At 68.7% G+C, this 24445-nt stretch carries 29 protein-coding genes; 14 read left to right on the top strand and 15 right to left on the bottom strand.

Features of this window, described 5'->3' with window-relative positions:
• Positions 1-14 precede the first annotated feature (14 nt).
• Positions 15-569, top strand: a complete 555-nt coding sequence (locus tag OHB24_RS19275) for a helix-turn-helix domain-containing protein (protein WP_327640448.1) — start codon at positions 15-17, stop codon at positions 567-569.
• Between the two features lie 105 nt (positions 570-674).
• Positions 675-1751, top strand: a complete 1077-nt coding sequence (locus OHB24_RS19270) for a ricin-type beta-trefoil lectin domain protein (RefSeq protein WP_327640447.1) — start codon at positions 675-677, stop codon at positions 1749-1751.
• Between the two features lie 52 nt (positions 1752-1803).
• Here the strand turns inward: OHB24_RS19270 and OHB24_RS19265 are convergent, their stop codons facing one another.
• Complete coding sequence (locus OHB24_RS19265; protein WP_327640446.1) at positions 1804-2634, bottom strand: SAM-dependent methyltransferase; 831 nt, start codon at positions 2632-2634, stop codon at positions 1804-1806.
• A gap of 162 nt (positions 2635-2796) precedes the next feature.
• Here OHB24_RS19265 and OHB24_RS19260 point away from each other — a divergent pair, with 162 nt between their 5' ends.
• A complete protein-coding gene (locus tag OHB24_RS19260) occupies positions 2797-3675 on the top strand; it encodes a helix-turn-helix domain-containing protein (RefSeq protein ID WP_327640445.1) in 879 nt (292 codons plus the stop codon).
• A 9-nt stretch (positions 3676-3684) separates the two neighbouring features.
• On the opposite strand, the gene OHB24_RS19255 is transcribed toward OHB24_RS19260, so the two are convergent.
• Positions 3685-4176, bottom strand: coding sequence for a winged helix-turn-helix transcriptional regulator (locus OHB24_RS19255; RefSeq protein WP_327640444.1), 492 nt, complete (start codon positions 4174-4176; stop codon positions 3685-3687).
• Positions 4177-4303: 127 nt separating this feature from the next.
• Here OHB24_RS19255 and OHB24_RS43320 point away from each other — a divergent pair, with 127 nt between their 5' ends.
• Positions 4304-4843, top strand: coding sequence for a GNAT family N-acetyltransferase (locus OHB24_RS43320; protein WP_442913995.1), 540 nt, complete (start codon positions 4304-4306; stop codon positions 4841-4843).
• On the opposite strand, the gene OHB24_RS19245 is transcribed toward OHB24_RS43320, so the two are convergent.
• The 3 genes from OHB24_RS19245 to OHB24_RS19235 form a co-directional block, all read right to left on the bottom strand.
• Positions 4740-5534: a phosphotransferase gene (locus OHB24_RS19245; RefSeq protein ID WP_327640442.1), complete on the bottom strand. Its 795-nt coding sequence runs from the start codon at positions 5532-5534 to the stop codon at positions 4740-4742. The genes OHB24_RS43320 and OHB24_RS19245 overlap by 104 nt on opposite strands.
• A gap of 73 nt (positions 5535-5607) precedes the next feature.
• The gene (locus OHB24_RS19240) at positions 5608-6732 is read right to left on the bottom strand and encodes an epoxide hydrolase family protein (protein ID WP_327640441.1); all 1125 of its coding nucleotides are present in this window, start codon (positions 6730-6732) and stop codon (positions 5608-5610) included.
• Complete coding sequence (locus OHB24_RS19235) at positions 6722-7069, bottom strand: VOC family protein (protein WP_327640440.1); 348 nt, start codon at positions 7067-7069, stop codon at positions 6722-6724. Before OHB24_RS19235 ends, OHB24_RS19240 begins: the two co-directional genes overlap by 11 nt.
• Before the next feature lie 53 nt (positions 7070-7122).
• Between OHB24_RS19235 and OHB24_RS19230 the strand changes: the two genes are divergently transcribed.
• Entirely contained in the window at positions 7123-7899 is a 777-nt protein-coding gene (locus OHB24_RS19230; protein ID WP_327640439.1) for a nucleoside-diphosphate sugar epimerase, read from the top strand.
• Here OHB24_RS19230 and OHB24_RS19225 read toward each other — a convergent pair whose 3' ends face one another.
• The 5 genes from OHB24_RS19225 to OHB24_RS19205 are packed head-to-tail and all read right to left on the bottom strand — an operon-like array spanning position 7900 to position 12320.
• On the bottom strand, positions 7900-8094 hold the full coding sequence (locus OHB24_RS19225) for a ferredoxin (RefSeq protein ID WP_131460185.1): 195 nt from the start codon (positions 8092-8094) through the stop codon (positions 7900-7902).
• Between the two features lie 14 nt (positions 8095-8108).
• Positions 8109-9308 (bottom strand): cytochrome P450, encoded by a 1200-nt coding sequence (locus OHB24_RS19220; protein WP_327640438.1) that lies wholly within the window; start codon positions 9306-9308, stop codon positions 8109-8111.
• A gap of 23 nt (positions 9309-9331) precedes the next feature.
• Positions 9332-10468 carry an NAD(P)/FAD-dependent oxidoreductase gene (locus OHB24_RS19215; protein WP_327640437.1) on the bottom strand — a complete coding sequence of 379 codons (1137 nt, stop codon included), beginning with the start codon at positions 10466-10468 and terminating at the stop codon, positions 9332-9334.
• Positions 10465-11112 (bottom strand): TetR/AcrR family transcriptional regulator, encoded by a 648-nt coding sequence (locus OHB24_RS19210; RefSeq protein WP_327640436.1) that lies wholly within the window; start codon positions 11110-11112, stop codon positions 10465-10467. The genes OHB24_RS19215 and OHB24_RS19210 overlap by 4 nt, the downstream gene beginning before the upstream one ends.
• Positions 11112-12320 (bottom strand): cytochrome P450, encoded by a 1209-nt coding sequence (locus tag OHB24_RS19205; protein WP_327640435.1) that lies wholly within the window; start codon positions 12318-12320, stop codon positions 11112-11114. Before OHB24_RS19205 ends, OHB24_RS19210 begins: the two co-directional genes overlap by 1 nt.
• A 119-nt stretch (positions 12321-12439) precedes the next feature.
• On the opposite strand from OHB24_RS19205, the gene OHB24_RS19200 reads away from it, so the two are divergent.
• On the top strand, positions 12440-13930 hold the full coding sequence (locus OHB24_RS19200; protein ID WP_327640434.1) for an MFS transporter: 1491 nt from the start codon (positions 12440-12442) through the stop codon (positions 13928-13930).
• On the opposite strand, the gene OHB24_RS19195 is transcribed toward OHB24_RS19200, so the two are convergent.
• The gene (locus OHB24_RS19195; RefSeq protein ID WP_327640433.1) at positions 13859-14428 is read right to left on the bottom strand and encodes a dienelactone hydrolase family protein; all 570 of its coding nucleotides are present in this window, start codon (positions 14426-14428) and stop codon (positions 13859-13861) included. The two genes, OHB24_RS19200 and OHB24_RS19195, sit on opposite strands and share 72 nt — an antisense overlap.
• 58 nt (positions 14429-14486) lie before the next feature.
• Here OHB24_RS19195 and OHB24_RS19190 point away from each other — a divergent pair, with 58 nt between their 5' ends.
• On the top strand, positions 14487-15068 hold the full coding sequence (locus OHB24_RS19190) for an ArsR/SmtB family transcription factor (protein ID WP_327640432.1): 582 nt from the start codon (positions 14487-14489) through the stop codon (positions 15066-15068).
• Here the strand turns inward: OHB24_RS19190 and OHB24_RS19185 are convergent.
• Positions 15032-15526, bottom strand: a complete 495-nt coding sequence (locus tag OHB24_RS19185) for a MarR family winged helix-turn-helix transcriptional regulator (protein WP_327640431.1) — start codon at positions 15524-15526, stop codon at positions 15032-15034. The two genes, OHB24_RS19190 and OHB24_RS19185, sit on opposite strands and share 37 nt — an antisense overlap.
• A 59-nt stretch (positions 15527-15585) precedes the next feature.
• Between OHB24_RS19185 and OHB24_RS19180 the strand changes: the two genes are divergently transcribed.
• From OHB24_RS19180 to OHB24_RS19170, 3 genes are read left to right on the top strand one after another with little or no spacing between them, the layout of a single operon-like run.
• Positions 15586-16473, top strand: coding sequence for a glutamate-cysteine ligase family protein (locus OHB24_RS19180; protein ID WP_327640430.1), 888 nt, complete (start codon positions 15586-15588; stop codon positions 16471-16473).
• Positions 16470-17429: a hypothetical protein gene (locus OHB24_RS19175; protein WP_327640429.1), complete on the top strand. Its 960-nt coding sequence runs from the start codon at positions 16470-16472 to the stop codon at positions 17427-17429. Before OHB24_RS19180 ends, OHB24_RS19175 begins: the two co-directional genes overlap by 4 nt.
• Positions 17426-17818, top strand: a complete 393-nt coding sequence (locus tag OHB24_RS19170; protein WP_327640428.1) for an MAPEG family protein — start codon at positions 17426-17428, stop codon at positions 17816-17818. The genes OHB24_RS19175 and OHB24_RS19170 overlap by 4 nt, the downstream gene beginning before the upstream one ends.
• Here the strand turns inward: OHB24_RS19170 and OHB24_RS19165 are convergent.
• On the bottom strand, positions 17796-18626 hold the full coding sequence (locus OHB24_RS19165; RefSeq protein ID WP_327640427.1) for a helix-turn-helix transcriptional regulator: 831 nt from the start codon (positions 18624-18626) through the stop codon (positions 17796-17798). The two genes, OHB24_RS19170 and OHB24_RS19165, sit on opposite strands and share 23 nt — an antisense overlap.
• Before the next feature lie 71 nt (positions 18627-18697).
• Here OHB24_RS19165 and OHB24_RS19160 point away from each other — a divergent pair, with 71 nt between their 5' ends.
• From OHB24_RS19160 to OHB24_RS19150, 3 genes are read left to right on the top strand one after another with little or no spacing between them, the layout of a single operon-like run.
• A complete protein-coding gene (locus OHB24_RS19160) occupies positions 18698-19489 on the top strand; it encodes a phytanoyl-CoA dioxygenase family protein (protein ID WP_327640426.1) in 792 nt (263 codons plus the stop codon).
• A 31-nt stretch (positions 19490-19520) separates the two neighbouring features.
• Positions 19521-20000, top strand: a complete 480-nt coding sequence (locus tag OHB24_RS19155; protein ID WP_327640425.1) for a pyridoxamine 5'-phosphate oxidase — start codon at positions 19521-19523, stop codon at positions 19998-20000.
• Positions 19997-20692 (top strand): DsbA family oxidoreductase, encoded by a 696-nt coding sequence (locus tag OHB24_RS19150; protein WP_327640424.1) that lies wholly within the window; start codon positions 19997-19999, stop codon positions 20690-20692. Before OHB24_RS19155 ends, OHB24_RS19150 begins: the two co-directional genes overlap by 4 nt.
• Here OHB24_RS19150 and OHB24_RS19145 read toward each other — a convergent pair.
• Entirely contained in the window at positions 20676-21236 is a 561-nt protein-coding gene (locus OHB24_RS19145) for a helix-turn-helix domain-containing protein (RefSeq protein ID WP_327640423.1), read from the bottom strand. The genes OHB24_RS19150 and OHB24_RS19145 overlap by 17 nt on opposite strands.
• A gap of 86 nt (positions 21237-21322) precedes the next feature.
• Between OHB24_RS19145 and OHB24_RS19140 the strand changes: the two genes are divergently transcribed.
• Positions 21323-23197 carry a vWA domain-containing protein gene (locus OHB24_RS19140; protein WP_327640422.1) on the top strand — a complete coding sequence of 625 codons (1875 nt, stop codon included), beginning with the start codon at positions 21323-21325 and terminating at the stop codon, positions 23195-23197.
• On the opposite strand, the gene OHB24_RS19135 is transcribed toward OHB24_RS19140, so the two are convergent.
• Complete coding sequence (locus OHB24_RS19135) at positions 23194-24429, bottom strand: serine/threonine-protein kinase (protein ID WP_327640421.1); 1236 nt, start codon at positions 24427-24429, stop codon at positions 23194-23196. The two genes, OHB24_RS19140 and OHB24_RS19135, sit on opposite strands and share 4 nt — an antisense overlap.
• Between the last annotated feature and the right edge of the window lie 16 nt (positions 24430-24445).

Below are 24445 nucleotides of genomic sequence, written 5' to 3'. Positions count from 1 at the left end.
TGGAGCGAACAGCGATGGACACCAAGGCCCCACTCGACGTGATCGCGTCGTCCCTGCGCCGGCACCGGGCTCGCGCCGGCCTGTCCTTGACCGAGGTCGCGAAACGCGCCGGCGTCGCCAAGTCCACGCTGTCCCAGCTGGAGTCCGGCACCGGCAACCCGAGCGTCGAAACCCTGTGGGCATTGGCCGTCGCGCTCGACACCCCGTTCGCCGCGCTGCTCGACCCGCCCCGCCCGAAGGTCCAGGTCATCCGCGCCGGCGAGGGTCCGGTGATCTACTCCGACCAGGCCGACTACAGCGCCACGCTCGTCGCGTCCAGCCCGCCGAACGCGCGCCGCGACATCTATCGCATCGTCGTCGCGCCCGGCCCCGGCCGGAAGTCCGAACCGCACATGCCCGGCGTCGTCGAACACGTCATCCTCGGCTCCGGCCGCGCACTCGTCGGCCCCGCCGACGAGCCGATCGAACTGCTGCCGGGCGACTACGTGGCCTACCCCGGCGACCTCCCGCACCTCTTCCAGGCCCTCGAAGAAGGAACGGTGGCCACGCTCGTTTCCGAGCATGTGTAACGTTAACCGCTCACCTCTGGACATCTACGCGCAACTCTGCGCATCATCACTCCAGAGAGCTCTCTAACGAAGTCCCGCCCACTTCGCTTGGAGGTTGCACCCCCGATGAGACTCAAGTCCTTACTGCTGTGCGCTCTTCTCGGCCTCGCCGCTGCCCTCGTTCCCGGTAGCGCGTCGGCAGTCGGCGTCACACCCGGCACTTACGTCAACTACACGTTCGACACCGCGTCGCTCACCCAGGCCGAGTTCAAGATGACGATCAACGCCTCGCCCGGCCGCGCGAACGTCTACTGGGCCAACCAGTTCGGCTTCACCGGCGGTGACGTCGGCGGGTACACCGGCATGCAGACCCACCGCGACGGCGGCGGCATGTTCCTGTACTCACTCTGGAACTCGACCGCCTGGAAGGCCGGAGACGCCGGCACCTACTGCATCCAGTTCCAGGAAGACGGCACCGGCGGCAGTTGCCGCCTCGACCAGGCCCCGACCGCCGGCCACACCTACGCGTTCGCCGTCGCGAGCGAGGGCGGCGGCTGGTACGGCGTGACAGTCCGCGACCTGACCGCCGGTACGTCGTTCAAACTCGGCAGCCTGCAGACCGGCTCCGGGAACACGATCAGTACGTCGGGAATGGTCAGCTGGACCGAGTACTTCGACTGGAACAACGACAAGGCCACCTGCGACGACGAGCCGTACTCGAAGCTGACGATGAGCGCGCCGACCAGCGGCAGCCTCACCGCGCACTTCACCGGCACGTCGGAGAGCAGCGGCTGCGCCGCGGACAGCCAGGTCACACTGAACGGATCGACCGCCGTGCAGGAGAACGGCATCGGCAACTCGGACTCAGGTGACATCCGCGGCAGCGGCGGCTGCCTGGACGTCTCCGGCTCGGACGGTACGACAATCCTGCTGTACACCTGCACCGGCGGCAACAACCAGAACTGGGTGCACGCGGAGAACTCCACGTTCCACGCCCTGTTCAGCTGCCTCGACGCGAGCGCCACGCAAGCCGGCGCCGTGACCCTCTACAGCTGCCACGGCGGCACCAACCAGCAATGGACAGTGCCCGGCGACGGCACGATCCGGACCGGCGGCCGCTGCCTCACCGCACCAGCTGCCCTCGGCAACGCCGTGACCGTTGCCACCTGCAACAACTCGGCGGCGCAGCGCTGGACGGTCTGAAAACAGCACGACGCCCGGGACCGCCCATGGTCCCGGGCGTCGTGCCGAACACTCAGACCTTGTGGCCGACCGCGCCGACGATGCACTCCTCCACCTGGTTCAGCGGCTTGAGCCGCGGGCCGTCCGGCCACCAGTCGTCGCAGAGCACCAGGCCCGGGGTGACCAGCTCCTGGTCCGGGAAGAACTCCATCAGCTCCTTCCGGGTGCGGAACCTGCCGCTGCCCATCGGGCTGTGGATGAACTTGTCCTCCATCTTCTGGGCGACCTCGGTGTGTTCCGGAGTCTCCGGGTCGAAGAAGTGCGAGATCACCGTGTACGACCCGGGCACCACCGCGTCGATGTACTTCTGCATGATCTGCGCACCTTCGGTGCCGATGTAGTGGTGCAGCGTGCCGGCCTGGATCACGGCGATCGGCTCGTTGAAGTCGAGGAACTCGCGCACCTCGGGCTTGCTCAGCACCTCGTCCGGGTCGAAGATGTCGGCGCTGACGAACAGCGTGTTCTCGTTCTCCTCGAGCAGCGCGCGGCCGTGCGCGAGCACCACCGGGTCGTTGTCGATGTAGAGCACCTTGGCCTCGGGCTGGATCCGCTGCACGACCTGGTGGGTGTTCTCGGCGGTCGGCAGACCGGACCCGCAGTCGAGGTACTGCGTGATCCCCGCCTGGCCGGCCAGGAACCGGCAGGAGCGGATCAGGAAGTTCCGGTTCGACCAGGCCAGGTCCTGGGCCTGCGGCGCGGCGGCCTGGACCCCGCGCAGTACCTCGCGGTCGACCTCGAAGTTGTCCTTGCCGCCCAAGAAGGCGTCGTACACCCGGGCGATACTGGCCCGGGAGGTGTCCACGCCGACCGGGACCGAACTGGGCGCCTTGCTGGCATCGACCATCAGTGGACCTCGCAGAGAGTGATCGGATTCTGTGCAACCGACTCTACTGACCGTAGGGTGTCGTGAACACACCGCGTAGGCGCGTCGGCGTGCACGAGATTACGATCCGTTGTGAAATGATCTGCTGTCGGTACCGGGGACGCATCTGCTGGGAGGCGAGAGGTGACCGAGCCGGGCGCGTACGGCGGCCCGACCGCCCTGCGCATCATGCTTGGGGTACACCTGCGCCGACTCCGTGAGGGCGCGGGCGTCACCCGCACCGATGCGGGCTGGGCGATTCGCGGCTCGGAGTCCAAGATCAGCCGTCTCGAGCTCGGCCGGGTCGGGTTCAAGGTGCGTGACGTCGACGACCTGCTGACGCTGTACAAACTCGAGGACGGCGAGGAACGCGACCGGCTGCTGACCCTGGCCCGCGACGCGAACAACCCGGGCTGGTGGCAACGGTACGACGACCTGACGCCGCAGTGGTTCCACTCCTACCTCGGTCTGGAGATGGCGGCCGATCTGATTCGTACGTTCGAGCTGCAGTTCGTTCCGGGACTGCTGCAGACGCCGGACTACGCGCGGTCCGTCGTACAACTCGGCCAGCAGGACCGGCCGTTGTCGCGGGCCGAGCAGGATCGCCTTGTGTCGTTGCGAATGAGCCGCCAGGAAGTGTTGACGCGGCAACGACCTGCGCGACTGTGGGCAGTGATCGACGAGGCGGTACTGCGACGTCCGATCGGCAGCCGCGAGATCCTCAAGGCCCAGTTGGAGTTCCTGATCGAATCGGCGCGGCGGCACAACGTGACGCTGCAGATCATCCCGTTCGAGAAGGGCGGGTACACCGCGACCGGCGGCGCGTTCACGCTGCTCCGGTTCAACGACGCCGACCTTCCGGACATCGTCTACATCGAGCACCTGACCAGCGCCGTCTACCTCGACAAGCGCGACGAGCTGGACACGTACGTCGTCACCATGGACGCCGTGTCGATCACCGCGGCCCAGCCCCGCGAGACGGAATCCATCCTCCGCAGGGCAATCGCAGACCTCGACCGCTGACCTCGACGGTCAGCGCGGTTGGGCGCCCGGTCCGGGGCGGAAGGCAACGTCACGTGGGGTCGCCTCGTGGCCGCCCTCGCACTGCATGACCACCGTGACGCGCTCGCCGCAGTCGCCGCGGTGGCGCGGCTCGATCGGCGGGCCGGAGTCGAGCGGCAGGTACTGGTCGGCCCACTGGATCATTGCCACCAGCACCGGGTAGAGGTCGAGCCCGGCCTGGGTCAGCCGGTACTCCGAGCGTTCGCGCTGACCGGGCAGGCGGTACGGGTGGCGGCGGATCAGACCGCGCTCGATCAGGGCGGCGAGCCGCTCGGTGAGGACCTGACGCGGGACACCGGCCCGGGCCCGGATGTCCTCGAACCGGCGGACGCCGACGAAGATCTCGCGCAGGACGTGAAAAGTCCACTTGTCGCCGAGGATGTCCATCGTCCGGGAGATCGTGCAGTTCTCCGTGGACCAGTTCATCGCCTCCGGCATCTGCTCATCCACTGCCGTACTCATGACTCGATGATAAGTCCGCTTGACAGACTCAGCCAAGTGGAGCGAGGCTGAATCCGTGAATCAGACTCAGACGAGACCGCCACTCGTCCGCCGCGCCGGCGAACCCGACGCGGACGAGTTGGCGAGGATGTTGTCCGGGCTGACGGACCTCAGCCGCTACTTCCGGTTCCAGACCGCGATCGGTACGCCGCCACGCGAGGCGTTGCTGCTGCGGATGCTGTGCCCGACCGGCACCGCCTTCGTCGCGACCCGCGACGAGACGATCGTCGGCCACGCGATGTGGGCCTGGGCCCCCGGCGAGTCGACCGCCGAACTGGCGGCCGTGATCGCCGAGGAGGACCAGCGCCGCGGCCTCGGGGTCCGGATGCTGTCCATCGCCGCCGCCGACGCGATCGCGTCCGGCGCGACGCACTTCCTGTTCGTCGTCAGCGCCGCCAACGAACGCTCGATCCGCATGATCCGCCGCCGCTGGCCAGACGCAACAGTAGACCGCGACGGAGCCCTCCTGTCCTTCGTAGCTCCCGCCCGCCTACCAACAAACCGCACGAATGGCAGCACGCCGTTCAGGCCAGGAGAGCGTGGGCGAAGGCGGTCCGGTGGGCTGCCATCCATGACTGGATGCGGTCCCAGCGTTCCCAGCCGCCGTGCTCGGCCAATGCCAGGGTGAAGGCCGCCTCACCGTCGGCCACTCGGGCAGCGACGAAGGAGCGGGCTACCTCGGTGGCCTGCTCGATGACGTCAGGTAGGTCGACCCGGTCCTGCGGGGTCAGGTCGTAGCCGTCGGCGAGGACGCGGAGTCGCTTCATGGTGTCGAGGTGGTCGCGCCCTGACACGGCCGCCGATTCGGGGTCGAGCATCGGCACCCAGTAGCGGGCCGCCATGGCCACATCCCAGATCGGCCGACCCGGTGCTGCCAGATCGAAGTCGATCACGGCAGCGGCACGTCCGTCGCGGAAGATCACGTTCTCCACGCAGACGTCGTTGTGGCACAGCAGCGTGCCGCCCTGCGGATCGGCCAGATCCGAGGACCAGTCCGCGGAGAGGTCGAGGGGGATGTCCGCGGACACCTCATGCAGACGCCGCAGCAAAGCCCCCACGGAGAACAGAGCGGTCTCCGTCAGTGCCCACGCCGGATAGGGCGCCAGTGCGACATCGCCAGGAATGAAGGTGAGTTCCTCACGTCCCGTGGGAGAGATCCGTACCGGGATGGGGGCGGCGTCGAACCCGCGGTCCGCCAGTGCCTTGAGATGAGCGTGGATCGCACGGGCATTGGGCGGAGCCGGCCGCTCCACCACCGCACCCCGACGCAGCACCGCGCCCGCGTTCGCCATCCCCCCGGTCAGTGCCTCGTCCTCCACCGCTGAGCCTCCTCCACCCCAAAGGTCATGCCACCCAATTTGATCACGCCTGCTGGACGCACGAGGTTCGCGGCTATCGGACCAGGCGGAAGAAGGTTCGGATGTCGTGGGTGAGTACGTCGGGGGTCTCGAGGGCGGCGAAGTGGCCGCCTTGGGTGAACTCTGACCAATGGACGATGTGGTGCCGGCGTTCAAGCACGCGCCGGATGGCTGGATCAGTCGGGAAGACCGCGACGCCTGTCGGCACACCGGGCGTTATGTCGTCGACGGTCTGCCGATTCTCGTAGTACAGGTTGGCGGAGGTCGCGCTGGTGTTGGTGAACCAGTAGATCGAGACGTCCGTCAGCAGGTGATCGAGATCGACCGCGTCCTCGGGCAGTTCGCGTGCCGGATCGGTCCACTCCCAGAACTTCTCCAGAATCCACGCCAGCTGCCCGACCGGCGAATCGCTCAGCCCGAACGACACCGTCTGCGGCCGAGTCCCCTGCAACTCGGCGTACCCGGTCCCGACAGCACGCAACCGCTCGGCCGCCGCGAGCCGCTCCCGCTCGACGTCGTTCAACTGCTCGCGATCACCCGGTTCGAGCGCCGGATACGCCAGTCCCCCATTGATGTGTACGCCGATCACGTGCGTCGTATCCACCTGTCCCACGAGAGGCGAGACGACCGATCCCGTGTCGCCGCCTTGCGCGCCGTACCGCTCGTACCCCAGGCGACGCATCAGCTCCGCCCACGCGCGGGCGATCCGCGCGTGATCCCAGCCGGACGTCAACGGCACCGAGAACCCGTGCCCCGGCACGGACGGCGCGACGACGTGAAACGCATCGCGCGGATCCCCGCCGTACGCCGCCGGATCGGTCAACGGCCCGAGTACTTCGAGGAACTCGGCCACCGACCCCGGCCACCCGTGCGTGAGCAGCAACGGCAACGCATCCGGCTCGGGCGACCGCACGTGCAGGAAGTGAATCGTCTGCCCGTCGATCTCGGTCGTGTACTGCGGATACGCGTTGAGCCGCGCCTCCCAGGCCCGCCAGTCGTACGCCGCCCACCGCTCGACCACCCGCCGCAGGTACCCGATCGGAACCCCACGCTCCCACCCGTCGCCAGGTAGTTGCTGAGGCCAACGAACCTGCTCGAGCCGACCCCGCAGATCCGCGATCTCCGCGTCCGGAACAGCGATCCGGAACTCAGAGATCATGCGCCCGCTCATGCAGCGGCTCGTACAGCCCGACCTCGCTCCCGCCCGGCAACCGGAACGCGGTCAGCACACCCCACGGCTGCCGCTCGACCGGTCGCACGAACTCCACGCCGCGCTCGGACAGGTCTGCCGTCGTCTGCTCGAGGTTGTCGCACATCAGGAACAGCTCGTGCGACGCGGCCTCCGCCGGATGCATCGCAACCTCGGCCGGTGGCAGCTTGAAGATCAGCCAGCCGTAGCCCGCGTCCACCGAGGGGTACTCCAGCACGTCCCGGAAGAACGCGCGGTCCGCTTCGGCGTCGGTGGTGTAGATGATCACATGCGCTCCGTTGATCATCTTCAGCACTGTAGCCGGGAATACCGACAGTGCCGGGGAGAGTTGCCGAAAGGGTGATCCTCTTGACTGGCGCGACAGGCAACGTCGGCCGCGAACTGGCCGCGCTGTTGCCGGAGGCGCGTGCCCTCGACCGCTCCTCCGGTGCCGATCTCGCCCGGCCCGAGACGCTCGATCTGGAGGGCGTCGACTCCGTCTTCCTGATCTGGCCGTTCCTCACCTCCGAGGGCGCGGACACGGTGCTGACGAAGATCGCGGAGTCTGCGCGGCGGGTTGTCTATCTGTCCTCGTCGGCAGTCCGGTTCGGGGCTGACACGGATCCGATCACGCGGCTGCACGCCGATCTGGAGACGGCCGTGCAGGCGTCAGGGTTGGAGTGGACGATCCTGCGCGCTGACACCTTTGGGTCCAACGCGCTCGGTTGGGCGGGGCAGCTCAAGGCCGGTGATGTCGTACGCGGGCCGGACAGCGCCGCCACCGCGGTGATCGACCCCGCGGACATCGCCGCGGTCGCTGCCGCCGTACTGCGTGATTCGCAGCCGGGCACCACCCACACGCTCACCGGTCCCGACGTACTCAGCCGGGACGATCAGGTGCGGATCCTCGGCGAGGTGCTCGGTCGCGAGCTGACGTTCGACGCAACCCCGTTCGACGACGCGCGAACGCAACTGCTGGCTGACGGTCGCCCGCCGGCACTCGTCGAGGCGCTCATCGGCAGCGCCCAGAACCGCCCAGCCTCCGACCTCGTCACCACGACCGTCCAGGACCTCACCGGCCGGCCCGCACGCAGCTTCCGTGCCTGGGCCGACCGGAATCGCGCCGCGTTCGGCTGATCAGTCCTCGACGACGATCGCGAGGGCGGGGCAGACGGCCGCGGCCTGGTGGACGTCGGCGGCCAGATCTTCGGGTGGGTTGTCGGTGAGGAGTACGACGATGCCGTCCTCGTCACGCTGGTCGAACACGTCGACGGCCGCGGTGACACACTGCCCCGACGCGACGCACTTGTCCTGGTCGATGATGATCTTCATGGTGGCTCCTCCGATTACCAGGTGACGGGCAGCGAGTGGACGCCGTACACGGATCCGTCGTGCTTGAACGGGATCTCGTCCAGCTCGGCCGCCCGGCGCAGGGTGGGGATGCGGCGGTAGAGGGTGCTGTAGACGACCTGCAGCTCCATCCGCGCCAATGGTTGCCCAAGGCACTGATGTACGCCGAAGCCGAACGCCACGTGGTGACGGGCGTCGCGGTGCAGATCGAGCGTGTCCGGGTCCGGGAACGCCGACGGGTCCCGGTTGCCGATGTCGTTGGGGAAGATCAGGCCCTCGCCGGCCTTGATCACCTGACCGTCGAGCTCGATGTCCTCGAGCACCGCGCGGCGGCGGCCGTTGTGGGTGATGTTGAGGTACCGCAACAGTTCCTCGACCGCACCCGCGACCACCTTCGGGTCATCGGTCTCCTGCAACACGGTCAGCTGCGACGGGTGCTCCAGCAGCGCAAGAGTGCCGAGGGCAATCATGTTGGCGGTGGTCTCGTGCCCGGCGAGCAGCAGCAGGACGCCCATCCCGGCCGCGTCCTGCCGGGTCAGTTCACCGGCCTTGACCCGCTCGGTCAGCCCGGACAGGAGATCGTCGCCCGGGTTCTCGAGCTTCTCGCCGACCAGGTTGTACAGGTAGGCACCAAGGTTGCCGTGCGCCTGACCCCGCTCCTCGGGCGTCGCGGTGAGGCTGATCAGCTGCTTGCTGTTCTGCTGGAAGAAGTCGTGGTCCGCGTACGGGACGCCGAGCAGTTCGCAGATCACCAGCGACGGAACCGGCAGCGCGAACGCCTCCATCAGGTCGACCGGCTTCGGGCCGGCCAGCAGGTCGTCGATCAGCCCGTCGACGATCTTCTGGACCCGCGGACGCATCGCCTCCACCCGCTTGATCATGAACGGCGCGGTGACCATCCGGCGCAGCCGGGCATGCTCGGGATCGTCCATCAGGATGAAGCCGATCCCGACGCCCTCGCGGGACTGCGGCGCCATCGCGGTCTGGCTCGGGTACCCGGGGGCGGTGACGTCGGAGCTGAGCCGCGGATCGGCGAGCAGCTTGCGTTGATCGGCGTACCGGGTGACCAGCCAGGCAGTCTTGTCGAAGACCTGCACCTTGACCAGCGGCGCCTCGTCCTGCAGCTCACGCAGCTTCGGCGGTGGATCGAACGGGCAGCCTTCCGCCCGGGTCATCGGATAGACAGGAGTAGTCATACAAGTCCTTCCCCAGAGAGGTCTTACGCGTGCACCAGGTGCTCCCGGTGCAGGCGAGTTTGTTTCGGCATGTTCCAGCCGAGGACGGCGACGACGCGGCCGTCCCGGCGGTAGTGGACGACGAACCGGCGTTCGTCGAGGTTGCCTTCGGCAACGGTCACTTCAGCGGCCTCCGACGGCACACCGTGGACCTGGATCTTGGTGGCGAACTGATCGGTCCAGAAGTACGGCACCGGACGATAGGACTGCTGATCACCGATGATGTTGGCGGCGACACAGGCCGCCTGCTCGGTGGCGTTGGTCCGATTCTCCAGGCGCAGCAGGGAATCCTCGTGCTGCCATCGCGCCACATCACCGGCCGCGAAGACCCCGTCCGCCGCGCGACAGAAGGCGTCACACACCACCCCGTTGTCGATCCGAAGACCGCTGCCTTCGAGCCACTCCGTCGCCGGCACCGCACCTAGCGCGACGACCACGACATCCGCAGGCAGTACGTCGCCGTCGGCCAGTTGTACGCCGCTCACTCGACCGTCGACGTCCGTCAGCCCGGTCACCGCCGTACCAAGACGAAGGTCCACACCTTCAGACCTGTGCAGCTCAGCGAGCAGTCCGCCAACCATCGGACCGAGCTGACTCTCCAGCGGCACCGCCTGCGGGCCGGCCATCGTGACAGCCGGCCCCAGCTTCCGGGCAGTCGCGGCGATCTCACATCCGAGTACGCCGTCGCCGACGACGACCACGCGCTGCGCCTCGACGAGATCCTTACGGAGGGCGGCCGCGTCGTCGAGGGTCCGCAGTACATGCACTCCTTCGAGCTCTGGACCAGGCAGGCGACGCGGTGTGAGACCGGTGGCGATCACCACCGTGTCGGCCGACAGCACTCGTCCCGAGGCGGTGTGCACCCTTCGCCCGTCGAGGGCGACCGCAGGATCGCCCAGAACGAACTCGGCCTCGAGCGCCGACAGCATCGTGTCCGGACGGAGCCTGGTCCGGTCCTCGTCCCAGTCTCCGCAGAGGAACTGCTTGGACAGCGGCGGCCGGTCGTACGGTAGATGCCATTCGGCGCCGACCACTGTGATCGGCTCCTGATATCCCTTACGCCGAAGGGCTTCCACGGTCGACAGCCCGGCCGCGGACGCGCCCACGACCAGCACACTCATGCAGTCACCGGAGCGGTCCACAGACCGACGATGCCGTCGATGAGCCCGTCGGCCATCTCCTGCCAGGTCGCTCGCGCGGTCGGCGTGCCCTCGGCCAGCGCACGTTCGAACTCGGCGGTCATCTGGATGATCAAGTGCCGCGCCATGTCGTTGCGTTCGATCCTGACCGGCACCGGAAGGTCGACCAGACAGACGTTGAGGCCTTCCAGGAGCTGCTGCAGTGTCGGTGAGGTGAGCGACTCCTCGATCTGGATCTGCCGCAGCGACGGATCGTTCATCAGCTGGGCGCTGAACCGGGCCAGCCAGCACGGCGTACCGAGGCTGCCCATGTGATCGGTGGCGGACCGCACCAGAACCGTCACCCAGTCCCGCACGTCCGGCGTCGGCCCGAGTTCGGCCAGCAGCTCCTTGCGCCGCTCCTCGATCGGCTCGGAGTGCTTGCGCACGATCGCCCGTACCAGATCCACCTTGGTGCCGAAGTGGTAGCCGACGGCCGTGTTGTTGCCCTGACCGGCCGCTTCGCTGATCTGCCGGTTCGACACCTCGTGCACACCGCGCTCGGCGAACATCCGCTCCGCCGTGGTCAGGATCAGCTCACGGGTCGCGTTCACCCGGACCGCTCGTACGTCCTTGGCCATCATCATCACCACTTCACCGGTACTTCCCGGAGCCCGCCGACTGCGAGTCCCTCAACCGGACGTAAGTCTGCCGCCGCGACGGCCAGCTCCAGCGTCGGGAGACGGCGGAGCAGCACCTCGAGCGTGACCTGCAGCTCCAACCGCGCGAGTGGTTGCCCGATACAGGAATGCGGACCTGCCCCGAAGGACAGGTGCACGTTCGGGCTGCGGCTCAGGTCCAGCTCGGCCGCGCCGGCGAACACGCTCTCGTCCCGGTTCGCCGAGCCCATGCTGCAGACCGCGGTCGTCCCCGCGGGCAGTACGCCGCCGGACACCTCGACGTCCTCGGACAGGTACCGGATCATGCCGAAACCGGGATTCGCGTCGGACCGCAACGTCTCCTCGACGGCGGTCCGGACCAGGGCTGGATCGGCGAGCAACGCCTCCCAGTGACGACGGTCGGCGAGCAGCATCGCCATCATCTTGCCGATCATGTTGGCCGTGGTCTCGTGGCCGGCGACCAGCAGGCCCATACCGGTGGAGACGAGCATCCGGTCGGTCATCCGCTCCCCTGCGGTGTCCGTGCCGGTGATCAGCTCACTGAGCAGGTCCTCGCCCGGAGCCTCGCGCTTGGCGGCGATGTGACCGGCCATGTAGGCGACGAACTCCGCCTGCGCGGCGTCGATCTCGGCCTGCTCGTAGCGGGTCAGGTTCAGCAACGTGTCGGACCAGTAGGCGAACCGGTCGCGGTCGGACTCGGGGACACCGAGCAGGTCGCAGATCACCCAGACCGGCAGCGGGAAGCCCAAGCTCGCCTTGAGATCGGCAGGCTTGCCCTGCTTGATCATCTCGTCGACCAGCCGGTCGGCCATCGCCTCGATACCAGGGCGGAGCGCGATCATCCGCTTGGCCGTGAACCACTTGGTGATCCGCCGCCGCCAGCGCTGGTGCGCGTCACCGGACTGCGGCAGCGAATTCGCCATCTCACTGTTGAACACGCCGCCGGACTCGCTGTCGCTGACCCGCGCCGCGTCATCAGCGGTACGGGTGAACCGCGGGTCGGCCAGCACCTGCTTCACGTCGTCGTACCGGGTCAGAAGCGTGGCCTGGTCGCCGCTGGGCAGCCGGACGTGGGCGACCGGGCACTGCTGCCGCATGCGCTCCCACTCCGGCGGCGGCTGGATCGCATCGACCGGCGGGATCGGGTAGTCCACGATCTCGTCGCTGTCCGTCACTGGAAACCACCTCCGAGTTGATTTCCCCTCCAGCTTGCCCGCTGAGCTTGCTTAAGTCAACTGACTGACTTAACGTGTAGTTGCACAAACCAACTATCTAGTTGTCCCGGAGGCACCCGATGTCAGCTACCCCCACCGACCTGGGCGAGGCGCCGCCGGCGCCTGTACGCACCGGCGCCGTCGTCCCGGTGCTCGCCTCGGCCGGTATCACGGTCGCGCTGATGCAGACCCTGGTGATCCCGCTCGTCCCCGAGCTGCCGCGACTGCTGAACGCCTCGGCCGCCGGCACCGCCTGGGCGATCACCGCCACGCTGCTCGCGGCCGCGGTAGCGACCCCGATCATGGGCCGCCTCGGCGACATGTACGGCAAGCGCCGGATGCTGCTGATCAGCATCGGCATGCTGATCGCGGGCTCGGTCGTCGCCGCACTCAGCAGTTCGCTCGTGCCGATGATCGCGGGCCGCGCGCTGCAGGGCCTGGCCGCGGGCGTGATTCCGCTCGGCATCAGCATCATGCGCGACGAACTGCCGGCCGAGAAGCTCGGTACGGCGACCGCGCAGATGAGCGCCTCGCTCGGCGTCGGCGGCGCGCTCGGCCTGCCCACGGCGGCCCTGCTCGCCGAGAACTTCAACTGGCACACGTTGTTCTGGCTGTCGGCGGCTCTCGGCGCGATCGTGTTCGTGCTGGTCGTGCGGTTCGTCCCCGAGTCGGCGGTGCGCTCCGGCGGCCGCTTCGACGTACCAGGCGGACTCGGGCTGTCGATCGGCCTTATTTCATTGCTGCTGGCAATCTCTCAGGGCGCCGACTGGGGCTGGACCGGCGGGCGGACGCTCGGCCTGTTCGCGCTCGCGGTGGTCGCGTTGCTCACCTGGGGCTGGTGGGAGCGTCGTACCAGCGAGCCGCTCGTCGACCTGCGCACGACCGTCCGCCCGCAGGTGCTGCTGACCAACCTGGCGTCGATGGTGTTCGGCTTCGCGATGTTCGCGATGTCGCTGGTGCTGCCGCAGTTGCTGCAGATGCCGAAGGCAACCGGTTTCGGGCTCGGCCAGTCGATGCTCGCATCCGGTCTGGTGATGGGCCCGTCCGGTCTGGTCATGCTGGTCGCCGCACCGTTCTCGGCGAAGATCTCGAAGACCCGCGGCCCGAAGGTCACGCTGATGCTCGGCGCGCTCGTGGTCGCGGCCGGGTACGGCGTGGGCAGTGTGCTGATGAGCTCGGTCTGGCAGCTCGTCCTCGTGTCGCTGCTGATCGGCGCAGGCATCGGCCTGGCGTACGGCGCGATGCCCGCGCTGATCATGAGCGCGGTACCGGTCTCGGAGACGGCGGCGGCGAACAGCTTCAACACCTTGATGCGGTCGATCGGCACCTCGGTGTCCAGCGCGGTCGCCGGCGTGATCCTCGCGAACCTCACGATCAGCCTCGGCGGCTACACCCTGCCCTCGCAGAGTGCCTTCCGGGTCGTCCTACTGATCGGCGCCGGCGCGGCGTTGACCGCACTGGCCATCGCCTCCTTCATCCCCCGTTCCCCCTCACAGGTTTCAGCCGAGGAAGGCGAGGGTGCGCTCCAGGACGAGCTTGGCGGCGGCCTCGTCGTAACCCGGGAGGGATGAGTCGGCGAACAGGTGCTCCTTGCCTGGGTAGAGGAACAGTTCGGCACCGGCGACGGCGGCGACCAGGGCCTTGGCAGCGTCGAGGTCGCCGCCTTCCTCGGTGAAGAACGGGTCCTCGTCCATGCCGTGCACCTGCACCGGTACACCGGCCGGCCAGGCGCCGAACTCCTCCACCGGCAGGCAGGAGTAGTAGAACAACGCTCCGGTGGCGCCCGGACGAGTTTGCGCCAACTGCTGAGCAGGCACCACGCCGAGCGAGAACCCGGCGTACACCACGCTCTCAGGCAGGCTCTGCGCTGCCTGGACGCCGCGCTCCGCGATGACGCCGAAGCCGGTGGTCCTCGCGTAGTCCATCCCTTCGTCGAGCGTCGCGTAGGTGTTGCCTTCGTACAGGTCCGGCGTGTGGACGGTGTGGCCCGCCTGCCGGAGCGCGTCGGCGAACGCCTTCACCCCGTCGGTCAGCCCCTGTGAGTGGTGGTACAGCACGACCTCGGCCATCATCAGCTCCAATGATCCAAATATCCCGAACAATCGGCGATGCTAGTCTATTCGAACCATGTCGATCAACCGTTCGGTCCCCGACTACGAGCTCGCGGACACCGTCGAGCTGACCACCGCGGAGCAGGTGCGGGCGATCAGCGATCCGCTCCGGACGACGCTTCTCGGGCTGCTGCACGAGCGCGCGGCGACGGTGACGGAGCTGGCCACCGCGGTCGGGCGGCCGAAGAGCACGGTCGCGCACCACGTGAAGGTGCTCGCCGACGCGGGCATCCTGCAGGTGGTCCGGACCCGGCGCGTGCGGGCGATCGAGGAGCGGTTCTACGGGCGCGCCGCGCGGATGTTCTTCGTCGGGCTCGGCCGGCAGGGCGATCAGGGCCAACTGCCCCACGACTTCAACGATTTCGAGGTCGCGGCCGAGGAGTCGAAACCGGCGTACGACGCGGGTCAGATGCGCTCGTTCATCCGGCACGCCCGCATCCCCGAGGAGCGTGCCGCGGAGTTCTGGCAGCAGGTCGACGCGCTGATCCACACGTTCGACCAACTCCCCCGCGCCGGCGACACGACGTACGGCTTCACGGTCGGTCTCTACCCGATCGGCGACTACCCGACGCTGCCACCGGCCGACGACGAGGCCTGATCGGCCGCGAACCGGTCGAGTACGTCGATGAGCCGATCGAGCACGTCGCGGGCGACGGCGTACTCCTCCTCGCCGAACTCTTCGGCGAAGCGGCGCTCCAGCTCGCCCAAGTAGCCGAAGCCGTGGCCGGCCACGTCCAGTCCATGCTCGGAGTACGTCACCACCTTGGCCCGGCCGTCGTTCGGATCGGACCGCATCTCCAGCAGGTCGAGCGCGACCATGTCGCGGATCACCTCGCCCATCGATTGCCGGGTGATCCCGGCCCGGGCCGCCATGTCTGCGGCGCGCGCCCCCTCGGCGTGCAGTGTGCCGAAGACCGAGTTGTGGGCCATCTTCACCTCGGTGTGCCCGTCGGCGTGCGCCCGGCGGACCATGTCGGACTGCAGCGCGCGGGCGGCGCGCTCGACCAGCGCGATCAGCGGCTTCCGATCAAGTCGTGGGACCTGAGGCCTTGACATGTTGTAAGGATACCTTCCAATATTTTGACAGGAATCCTTACGGTATCAGGGAGGGTCCGATGGAGGCCAGAGAACTGCACCCGGTGGTGGCCGGTCTGTTCGCGCGGGGGCTGCGGCGGACGGTCCGGGTCGCGATCGAGCAGGAGTACGTCGTCGCCGCGGCCGATGGCGGCGTCGTACCGATCGAGGAGGTGCGGCGGGTAGCGGAGGGATCGCTCGCGGCGCCGTACGTCACCTTCGAGCCCGGCGGCCAACTCGAACTGAGCCTGCCGCCGTCGCTCGATCCGATCGGCGACCTGCGTTCGCTGACCGCCGACCTCCGGCGCCGGCTGGCCGGGATCACGCTGCAGGCGATCCCGGTCGACCCGCGGCAGGACGTGCCGTTGCAGTTGACCTCGGCGCGGTACGTCGCGATGCAGCGGCACTTCGACCGCATCGGGCCGGCCGGTCGACGGATGATGCGCCGTACCGCGTCCACCCAGATCTGTTTGGACTGGTGGCCGGGGCGGGCCGGCCTCGAGCAGTGGCGGGTGCTCAACCTCGCCGGGCCGTTCCTCGCGGCACGGTTCAATCGCAGCGACCGGTTGGCGACCTGGTTGGCGGTCGACCCGGCGCGTACCGCCTTCAACGACAGACTCCTGCTTGACGAGGATCCGGTCGCGTCGTACGCCGCCTTCGCCGCGGCTGCCACGGTCTTCGTCGACGGTCCGGCTGGGCATCTGAGCACGTTGTTCCCACCGGTCCGCCCGCGCGGGACGTACCTCGAGGTGCGCTTCCTCGACGCTCTTGAACCAGATGCAGTCGAGCGCGCGGTCGCCGTACTCGAGCAGCTCATGTACGACGACATACGCCGACGCGACGTGCTGCGGGCGCTCGAAGGGTCTTCTTCGGCAGAACTGTGGCGTGCGGCGGCGGCCGGCGTACTGGATCAGGAGGTGGCGGCATGAGCGGAATGCTGTTCGTGACCGACCCGTTGACCGGTCTGCAGGGCGATATCGACGCCAGCGTCGGGTTGATGAGTGCGGCGCAGGATCTGGGATTCGACATCTGGTGCTGCGGTCCGGAGGAGCTCGCGGTCGTCGACGGGCGGGTGTGCGCGCAGGCTCGGCGGATCCGGCTGCGGCCACGCGTAGCCGGTGGCGACCATCGATGGATCGTCGACTCGACGTGGTGGGACGAGCTCGGTACTGCGGTCGTCGATGTCGCGTCGTTCGAGGTAGTTCAGCTGCGGATCGATCCGCCCGTCGACGCGCGGTACCTGCACACGACGTACCTGCTCGATCTCGTCGAACAGGCCGGCACGCGGGTGATCAACCGGCCGGAGGGGATCCGGGCGATGCACGAGAAGCTCGTCGCGCTGCAGTTCCCCGAGCTGTGCCCGCCGACGTACGTCGGTGCTGATCCGCAGGCGCTGCGGTCGTTCGTGCGGGGCGTCGGCACGGCGGTCGTGAAGCCGGTCGACGGGTTCGCCGGGATCGGCGTCTGGCTCGTTCGCGACGACCGGAGTGCGATCGCGTTGCTGGAGTCGGCCACGCACGGCGGGCGACAGCATGTGATCGCGCAGCAATTCCTGCCGACGGTTGCGCAGGGCAACAAGCGGTTGTTCCTGCTGGACGGCGAGATCGTCGGTGCGGTCCTTCGGCGGCCGGCCGACGACGACTTCCGGATCGGGCCGCCGGTCGCATCGGCGGAGATCGACGACCACGACCGCGCGATCGTCGGCGTACTCGGACCGGTGCTGCGCAAGCACGGCCTGGTCATCGCCGGCCTCGACGTGATCGACGGCCGGCTGATCGAGGTCAACGTCACCTGTCCCGGCGGCATGCACAAAACCGACGCCCTGCTCGGCACCCACCTCAGCCACACCATCGTCAGCAGCCTGTTCAAGGGAGCACTCGTATGAGCACCATCACCGTTGTCTGTATTGCGCTGCTGGGCATCTTGTTGTTCTTGCTCGGCGCCAACGTCACGCGGAATCGCGCGCTCCGCGGCGGCGGCAACCAGCAGCCGAGCGATCCGACCGACCGGCTGCTGATCGCGGTCCGCGCGCACGGCAACGCGGCCGAGTACATCCCGACGATGATCGTGCTGCTGCTGGTCTGCTCGGCGCTGTCCGACAGCACGCTGATCGACGTACTCGCTGTCGCGGCCGTCGTCGTCCGGTTCACGCACGCGCTCGGCATGCTGCGGTCCGCCTCGCTCGCGAGCCACGGCCCGCTCCGCGATGTCGGTGCCATGGGCACCTATCTGGTCGGGATCGCGCTCGGTGTCACCGCGATCGTGACGATCTGACGGACGTCGGCGTGGCGCCGGTGAGCTGGCGGAACACCCGAGCGAAGTGCTGGCTGGAGCTGAAGCCGAGGCTCAGCGCGAGCGCGGTGATGGTCACGTCGCTGGATTCGAGGAGTTGGCGGGCGCGGTCGATCCTGCGTTCGTTGAGGTAGCGGTGCGGTGGCTGGCCGAGCTCACCGGCGAACAGTTCGGCCAGGTACGCCGGGGCGAGCCCGACGCGATCCGCCAACTCCTTCAGCGTCCAGTGCTCGTGGAACTCCTGGTCCAGCAGGCGTTTCACCGTCCGTACGGCGGGATGCATCGCGAGCTGCGGTACGGCGGCCGGCGCCAGCGACCGGGAGACCGCGAGCACCAGATGATCCACCGCGAGCTCCAGGCCCGTCTCGGCGTACTCGTACCGCGTGGTCAGCTCCCGGACCAACTGCGCGAACGCGTACGTGAGCTCACCGGCCTCCCGATGTACGACGGTCCGCGGCATCCTGAGTCCCGGGTGACGCCTGCCGACTACCTCTAGGTCGATCGCGGCGAAGTAGAAGTGGTGATTGCCGGACCTGCCCGCGAGGTGATGAGTCATCCCGGGCGGTACGGCGAACAGGTGTCCTGGATGCAGTGCGTAGCTCTCACCGCCGGCGACCCAATGCGTGGTGCCGTGCTGCTGCAGGTAGATCTCCCACACCGGGTGGACGTGCGGCTCGATCAGGAACTGCTCGGGCACCCACTGCTCGCCCGCGTGCAGCAGACCGCTGCCTGGCGCGAATCCGTCGGCGTGGAAGCCGGCACGCAGCCCGCTGGGCCGATGGATGGACACCTGAAGATTGTGTCCAGTTGCCTGAACATCGGCAACGCCCCCGGGGTCGATCCATTCCTAGGTTGGTCGTCATGGACGCTGACGACATTGCCTTCTTCCGCGAGCACGGTTACTGGATCTCGCCGGTGATCGTGCCCGACGACGTGCTGGACGCGGCCGAGCGCGGCATGCAGCGGTTCTACGCGGACGATCACGATCGGGCGTTGCCCGACGTACCGGCCACGCGGGGCTGGCGGCCGGAGGACGGCGACGTACTGCGGAAGAACGACTACTCGTCGCTTCGGGTGGACGAACTGGCCGCGCTGGTTCGGCATCCGGCGATCGCCTCGACTGCGGCCGCGTTGTCCGGGGCGGAGGGCATCCGGTTGTGGCACGACCAACTGCTGTACAAGCCGCCAGGTGGATCGGCGCGGGTGGGGTGGCACACGGATCGGCAGTACTGGCAGTCGTGTACGTCGGACGACATGCTGACCGCCTGGGTCGGGTTCCATGACGTCGACGAGGTGAACGGTGCGGTGGGGTTCATGCCCGGCAGTCATCGGTGGTCCGTGACCGGGCTGGACTTCTTCTCGCAGGACGCGGCGGGGCTGGAGGCGTCGATCGTCGCGCAGGGGTTCGACCCGGCTCCCGTCGTACCTCGGATGCGGCGTGGGCAGGTCAGCTTCCACCATTGCCGGACCGTGCACGGCAGCTCGGCCAACCTCAGTACGGAGCCTCGGCGTTCGCTCGCGATCCATCTGCAACCGCTCGACAACCGCTGGCGTCCCGGCGCGAGCCACCCGAACGACACCCTCGTCCGCCGAACCCCCGACCCTGACTACACCGATCCGGCGATCCAGCCCCAGCTCTGGCCTTTACCTTGAGAAACGGACCGCAGTCCGTTAAGGTCACCGCATGGAGACGCGCGCCGGACTCGACCGGATCAACGAACTCGGGCAGCGGGATCATTTCCTGGCGGTGGTCGTTACGCAGCGACGGTCCGGCGAGCCGGCCGCGACGGTGGTGAACGCCGGGGTGCTCGACCATCCGGTGACCGGCGAACCCGTCGTCGCGTTCGTCGCACGCGGGCGTACGGCGAAGCTCGCGCATCTGCGCCGTACGCCGTCCGCGACGCTCGTGTTCCGCGCGGAGTGGGAGTGGATCGGCGTGAGCGGATCGGTCGAGCTCGCGGGCCCGGACGATCCGCTGGACGGGATCGACGCGGAGCGATTGCGGATGCTGCTGCGGGACATCTACCACGCGGCGGGCGGCGTACATCCGGACCTGGAGGCGTACGACCGGGAGATGGCGGCGGACCGGCGTACGGCGGTATTGATCAGGCCGGAGCACTTCACCAGCAACCCGGCCGGGGGCGACCACCAGGAGGACGAGTGAACGTCGCACCCGGGACGATTCAGGTCTGGTCGGATCTGTTGTGCCCGTTCGCGCAGGTCGCGATTCACCGGCTGCGGACGACGCGGACCGAGCTCGGGCTGGACGGGGTGGTGCGGCTGGATCACCACACGTTCGCGCTGGAACTGTTCAACGGTCCGCACTCGCGGCCGGGGACCGACAGCGAGGCGGTCGGGCTCGGCCAGCTCGCGCCGGAGATCGGGTTCCGCCTGTGGACACAGCCCGACTGGACCTACCCGTCGACCGTGTTGCTCGCCGCCGAGGCCGTCCACGCCGCCAAGGCGCAGGGATTGCAGGCGTCGGAGGACCTCGACGCGGCGCTTCGCCGCGGCTTCTGGTTCGAGTCCCGGCCGATCGGCCACCGGCAGACCATCCTCGAGATCGCGGCCGACGTCGAGTCGGTCGACGCCACCGAACTGGCCGCCGCCCTCGACGACGGCCGGGCGCGATCCGCGGTGATGGGCGACCACGCCGTCGCCGTCACGGACGCCGTACAGGGCAGCCCGCACCTCTTCCTCCCGGACGGCACCAACATCCACAACCCCGGCATCGAAGTCCACTGGGAAGGCCCCTGGGCCTCCGGTTACCCGATTGCTCAGAGCAACGACCCGGACTGGCCGAAACGCCTCCTACACGCCGCCGCAGCGCCTGGATCGTTCAGGCTGGGCCGGTGAGGATTCGGGTGTAGTACGCGCGGGCGTCCGGGGTGCGGCCGGTGCCTAGTACGCGGAGGGCTTCTGCCAGGTCCGGGTAGTCCCGCTCGAGCCGGTCGGCGGCGCCTTCGAGCTCGGCCGCCGACGCCACGGCCCGTAGTACGTCCTGGATCACCGACACCGGATCCAGTGCCTGCTGCGGCCGGGCGGGCGCGGCCTCGGCGGCGGGCTGGACCTCGGAGGTCACCATGGTCAGCGTGGAACGTTCGGCCGCCCGTACGTCGGCGAGCCGGCGTGACTGTTCGTCCGGCGGGAGCGCGTCCCACGCCGCGTCGCCGACCATGGCCTCCAGGTGCAGCAGCCGCGAGAGCACCGCGGGACTGCTGATCTTCGACCGATGACCGGACATCAGCTGCGACAACATCGGCGCCGAGAGCCCCAGCACCCCGGCAAGTTGCGCCTGCGAGAGGCCGAGGCGCGCCAGCAGCCGGCCGAACCGGTCGCCGAGCGGTTCGCCGTACCACTCGATCTGCCGGTCGACGTTGCGGGTGTGCGCGTCGGTCACGTTTCCTCCCGGGATTTGCGGTTGCAAATCACAAATGCAAACGCTAAGGTCGTCGTTGTTCCGATCTGCAAACACTGGGAGTAGCAATGATACGCCGCGCTGCACTGCTGGCCGTAGTCGGGCTCGCCATCGCGTTAACGTCTGCAAACGCAGCCGCGACACCGGCCGCCGACCCGTACTCGCCGGTGATGGTCGTGCTGGACTCGTCCGGGTCGATGAAGGCCAAGGACGCCGGCGGCACGGGCACCCGGATGGACGCCGCCAAGCGCGCCGTCTCCACGATGGTCGACGGGCTTCCGGCCGAGGCCCAGGTCGGGCTGACCGTCTACGGCACCGGCACCGGGTCGGCCGGGTCCGAGAAGGCGGCCGGCTGCCGCGACGTCCAGGTGGTCCAGCCGGTCGGCACCGTGAACAAGCCCGCACTGAAGGCCGCCGTGAGCCGCGCGCAGGCACGCGGCTACACGCCGATCGGCCAGTCGCTGCGGACCGCCGCGGCGGCGCTCCCGAAGGAAGGGCAGCGCTCGATCGTGCTGGTCTCCGACGGCGAGGACACCTGCGCACCGCCGCAGCCGTGCGAGGTCGCCAAGGAGCTGCACCGGCAGGGCATCGACCTGCACGTCCACACCATCGGTTTCCGGGTCGGCGCCGCCGCCCGCGCGCAACTCGCCTGTATCGCCCAGACCACCGGCGGCACGTACCACGACGCCGACGACGCCAGCACGCTCACCGGCGTACTCGGCCGCGTCACCGAACGGGCGTTGCGGCACTACGAGCCGATCGGCAAGCCGGTCACCGGGACGAACGACCCGACCACGGCGCCGCTGGTCGCCCCCGGGCAGTACGTCGACACTCTCAACTCGCAGGAAGAGCGCTTCTACGCGGTCGATCTGCAGGAGGGCGAGACGCTGTACTTCGCCGGTACGGCGATCTTCCCGCGCGGCAACGTCCGCGACATCGAAGCCCTGGACATTCGCATCACCGGCCCGGGCGGCGCCGACTGCAACAAGCGCGAACGGCAACTGCACACCCGTGCCAAGGCCGACGGCGGCAGCCTGAGCACGGTGCTGCGCTGGGACGAACTGGCGGACGGCACCAGCCAGAGCAGGACCTGTGACGAGGCGGGCCGCTACACGCTGCGGCTCACCCGCGACAACAAGGGCACCGACCGCGTGCCGGTCGAGCTGCTGGTCCGCGTCGAGCCGCCGGTCACGGGCGGAACGGGCGACCCTGAGCAGGCCGCGCGCGTCGAGTTCGCGGGGCAGCCGGCCGGGGCCGGTCAGGCGGTCCGCGGCGGCGGGTCGTTCAACGAGGCCACCACGCTGGCTGGTCCGGGTCGGTACGCCGAGACGGTGTACTACGGCGAGCAGCTGTTCTACCGCGTCAAGCTGGACTGGGGCCAGGGGCTCGCGTACCGGATCACGTACGGCGGGGTGCCGGACGGGGAGACCGTCAACGTCGCGACGTCGTTGTTCAACCCGGTGCGGGACGAGATCGACAGCGACACCACGGCGTACACCGGGAACACGATGACGCTGCCGTTCGACGGGAAGCCGATCGCTACGACGCGGGTGATGTACCTGAACCGCGAGGGCGGCGCCGCCGACATCCGGAAGATGGCGGTCGACGGCTGGTACTACATCATGGTCAAGCTCGGTGCGGCCGATGGTGCGGGCGGCGTACCGGTCAAGATCGACCTGGCCGTGGCCGGCACCAAGGTGAGCGGGCCCGAGTACAGCGCCGTGGGCAGCACGCCGGAGGCGACGCCGAGCGAGACGCCCAGCAGCTCCCCGTCCGCAACGCCGGAGGGTGGCTCGGGCACTGCGAGCGGACCGATCGACAGCAGGGCTGGCTCGGACGACTCGAACTCTGCGCTTCCGTGGGTGATCGGAGGAGCCGCTGGGCTGCTCGCCGTGGCGGGTGTGGCGATCGCCCTGATCCTGCGCAACCGCCGCCCCACTTAACTGATCTTCACCCAGAGGTAGGACGATCCGCGCTGACGGCACTCAACCCGGGTGCCGTCAGCAGCCGTCTCGAACGAGCCCGCAGCCTGCCACCCACACGACTGTCCGACCCGGATCTCCGGATCCGCCGACCGAGTAGCCGGCGTCGTCGGTGTGACGGGGGTCGTCGTTGGCGACGGCGAGGCACCCGCCGGCGGAGGCGAATCCCCGAACGGATCAATCACCGCCAGCAACGCAGCACCCCCACCCCCAACAACCATCACACCCACTGCAACAGCAACCGCCCTACGCCGCCCACCCCTACGAGCACCACCGCGCGTCGAGTGTTCCTGCGCTGGTGGGGGTTCTTCGGTCTCGGGCGGTGGGTCCTGCAGGGTGGGGGTTGGGTGGGTGGAGTCGAGTGGGGGTAGGTGGTCGAAGACCTCGATGAGTTCGCCGTCAGGGGTGTGGGCAGGGACTGCGAGAGGCTCGGCAAGGGATGGAGCGAGGGCGGCAAGGGCTTCGGCTGCGGATTCTGGGCGGGTGGTGGGGTCAGGTCGCGTCAGATCGGCGACCACGTCCCAGATCGCGTCGGTGGCATCCGGCGGACGGGCCGGCAGGGAGCCGCGTTCGGGAGGTTCCTCGCCGGTGAGCAGCTGCCAGGCGGTCACGCCGGCGGCGTACAGATCCTGCCGCGGCGACGGCGCGGCCCCGGCGAGTACCTCAGGAGCCAGGTAACCCGGCGTACCGACAACCGTCCCGTGAACCGTCAGCCTCGGCTCCCCCAGCGCGATCGCGATCCCGAAGTCGCTCAACCGCAGCACCGGCCGCGCAGTCCCCGTTGTCTCGAGCAACAGGTTCGCGGGCTTGACGTCGCGATGCAGAACCCCCGCGGTGTGGATCTTGTCGAGCGCCCCGAGCAGCTGGCTCAACAGTTCGGCAGCAAGCCGCGGTGGCAGCGGCCCGAAGTCCGCCACCAGATTGTCCACCGAGCCACCACCGACGAGATCCATCGCCAGCAACGCCATGTCGTCATCGGCCGCCCAGCCGTACGGCGACAACACGTTCGGATGGTCGAGCCGACGCCCCTGCTCACGCACGAAGCGCAGCAGCGCACCGGCATCGCGCTGCCGCAGCACCTTGGCCGCGCACAGCCGCTCCTGCCGCCGGTCCCAGGCCCGCCACACCGTTCCCGCTCCACCGGCCCCGATCGGGTCGATGAGCTCGAACCGCCCGGCGAACACATCCGGCACCCCGTGGACCTCCTAG

The organism is Kribbella sp. NBC_00482 (assembly GCF_036013725.1).
Lineage (GTDB): Bacteria > Actinomycetota > Actinomycetes > Propionibacteriales > Kribbellaceae > Kribbella.
The sequence above is the reverse complement of the archived record's forward strand: the minus strand, read 5'-3'. Positions and strand labels throughout refer to the sequence as shown.

What these genes read in the sequence shown, in the direction of transcription:
- OHB24_RS19275 (WP_327640448.1), top strand. Translation starts at nt 15, where the DNA reads ATGGACACCAAGGCCCCACTCGACGTGATCGCGTCGTCCCTGCGCCGG.
- OHB24_RS19270 (WP_327640447.1), top strand. Translation starts at nt 675, where the DNA reads ATGAGACTCAAGTCCTTACTGCTGTGCGCTCTTCTCGGCCTCGCCGCT.
- OHB24_RS19265 (WP_327640446.1), bottom strand. Translation starts at nt 2,634, where the DNA reads ATGGTCGATGCCAGCAAGGCGCCCAGTTCGGTCCCGGTCGGCGTGGAC.
- OHB24_RS19255 (WP_327640444.1), bottom strand. Translation starts at nt 4,176, where the DNA reads ATGAGTACGGCAGTGGATGAGCAGATGCCGGAGGCGATGAACTGGTCC.
- OHB24_RS43320 (WP_442913995.1), top strand. Translation starts at nt 4,304, where the DNA reads ATGTTGTCCGGGCTGACGGACCTCAGCCGCTACTTCCGGTTCCAGACC.
- OHB24_RS19240 (WP_327640441.1), bottom strand. Translation starts at nt 6,732, where the DNA reads ATGATCTCTGAGTTCCGGATCGCTGTTCCGGACGCGGAGATCGCGGAT.
- OHB24_RS19235 (WP_327640440.1), bottom strand. Translation starts at nt 7,069, where the DNA reads ATGATCAACGGAGCGCATGTGATCATCTACACCACCGACGCCGAAGCG.
- OHB24_RS19225 (WP_131460185.1), bottom strand. Translation starts at nt 8,094, where the DNA reads ATGAAGATCATCATCGACCAGGACAAGTGCGTCGCGTCGGGGCAGTGT.
- OHB24_RS19220 (WP_327640438.1), bottom strand. Translation starts at nt 9,308, where the DNA reads ATGACTACTCCTGTCTATCCGATGACCCGGGCGGAAGGCTGCCCGTTC.
- OHB24_RS19215 (WP_327640437.1), bottom strand. Translation starts at nt 10,468, where the DNA reads ATGAGTGTGCTGGTCGTGGGCGCGTCCGCGGCCGGGCTGTCGACCGTG.
- OHB24_RS19210 (WP_327640436.1), bottom strand. Translation starts at nt 11,112, where the DNA reads ATGATGATGGCCAAGGACGTACGAGCGGTCCGGGTGAACGCGACCCGT.
- OHB24_RS19200 (WP_327640434.1), top strand. Translation starts at nt 12,440, where the DNA reads ATGTCAGCTACCCCCACCGACCTGGGCGAGGCGCCGCCGGCGCCTGTA.
- OHB24_RS19195 (WP_327640433.1), bottom strand. Translation starts at nt 14,428, where the DNA reads ATGGCCGAGGTCGTGCTGTACCACCACTCACAGGGGCTGACCGACGGG.
- OHB24_RS19190 (WP_327640432.1), top strand. Translation starts at nt 14,487, where the DNA reads ATGTCGATCAACCGTTCGGTCCCCGACTACGAGCTCGCGGACACCGTC.
- OHB24_RS19185 (WP_327640431.1), bottom strand. Translation starts at nt 15,526, where the DNA reads ATGTCAAGGCCTCAGGTCCCACGACTTGATCGGAAGCCGCTGATCGCG.
- OHB24_RS19180 (WP_327640430.1), top strand. Translation starts at nt 15,586, where the DNA reads ATGGAGGCCAGAGAACTGCACCCGGTGGTGGCCGGTCTGTTCGCGCGG.
- OHB24_RS19175 (WP_327640429.1), top strand. Translation starts at nt 16,470, where the DNA reads ATGAGCGGAATGCTGTTCGTGACCGACCCGTTGACCGGTCTGCAGGGC.
- OHB24_RS19170 (WP_327640428.1), top strand. Translation starts at nt 17,426, where the DNA reads ATGAGCACCATCACCGTTGTCTGTATTGCGCTGCTGGGCATCTTGTTG.
- OHB24_RS19160 (WP_327640426.1), top strand. Translation starts at nt 18,698, where the DNA reads ATGGACGCTGACGACATTGCCTTCTTCCGCGAGCACGGTTACTGGATC.
- OHB24_RS19155 (WP_327640425.1), top strand. Translation starts at nt 19,521, where the DNA reads ATGGAGACGCGCGCCGGACTCGACCGGATCAACGAACTCGGGCAGCGG.
- OHB24_RS19140 (WP_327640422.1), top strand. Translation starts at nt 21,323, where the DNA reads ATGATACGCCGCGCTGCACTGCTGGCCGTAGTCGGGCTCGCCATCGCG.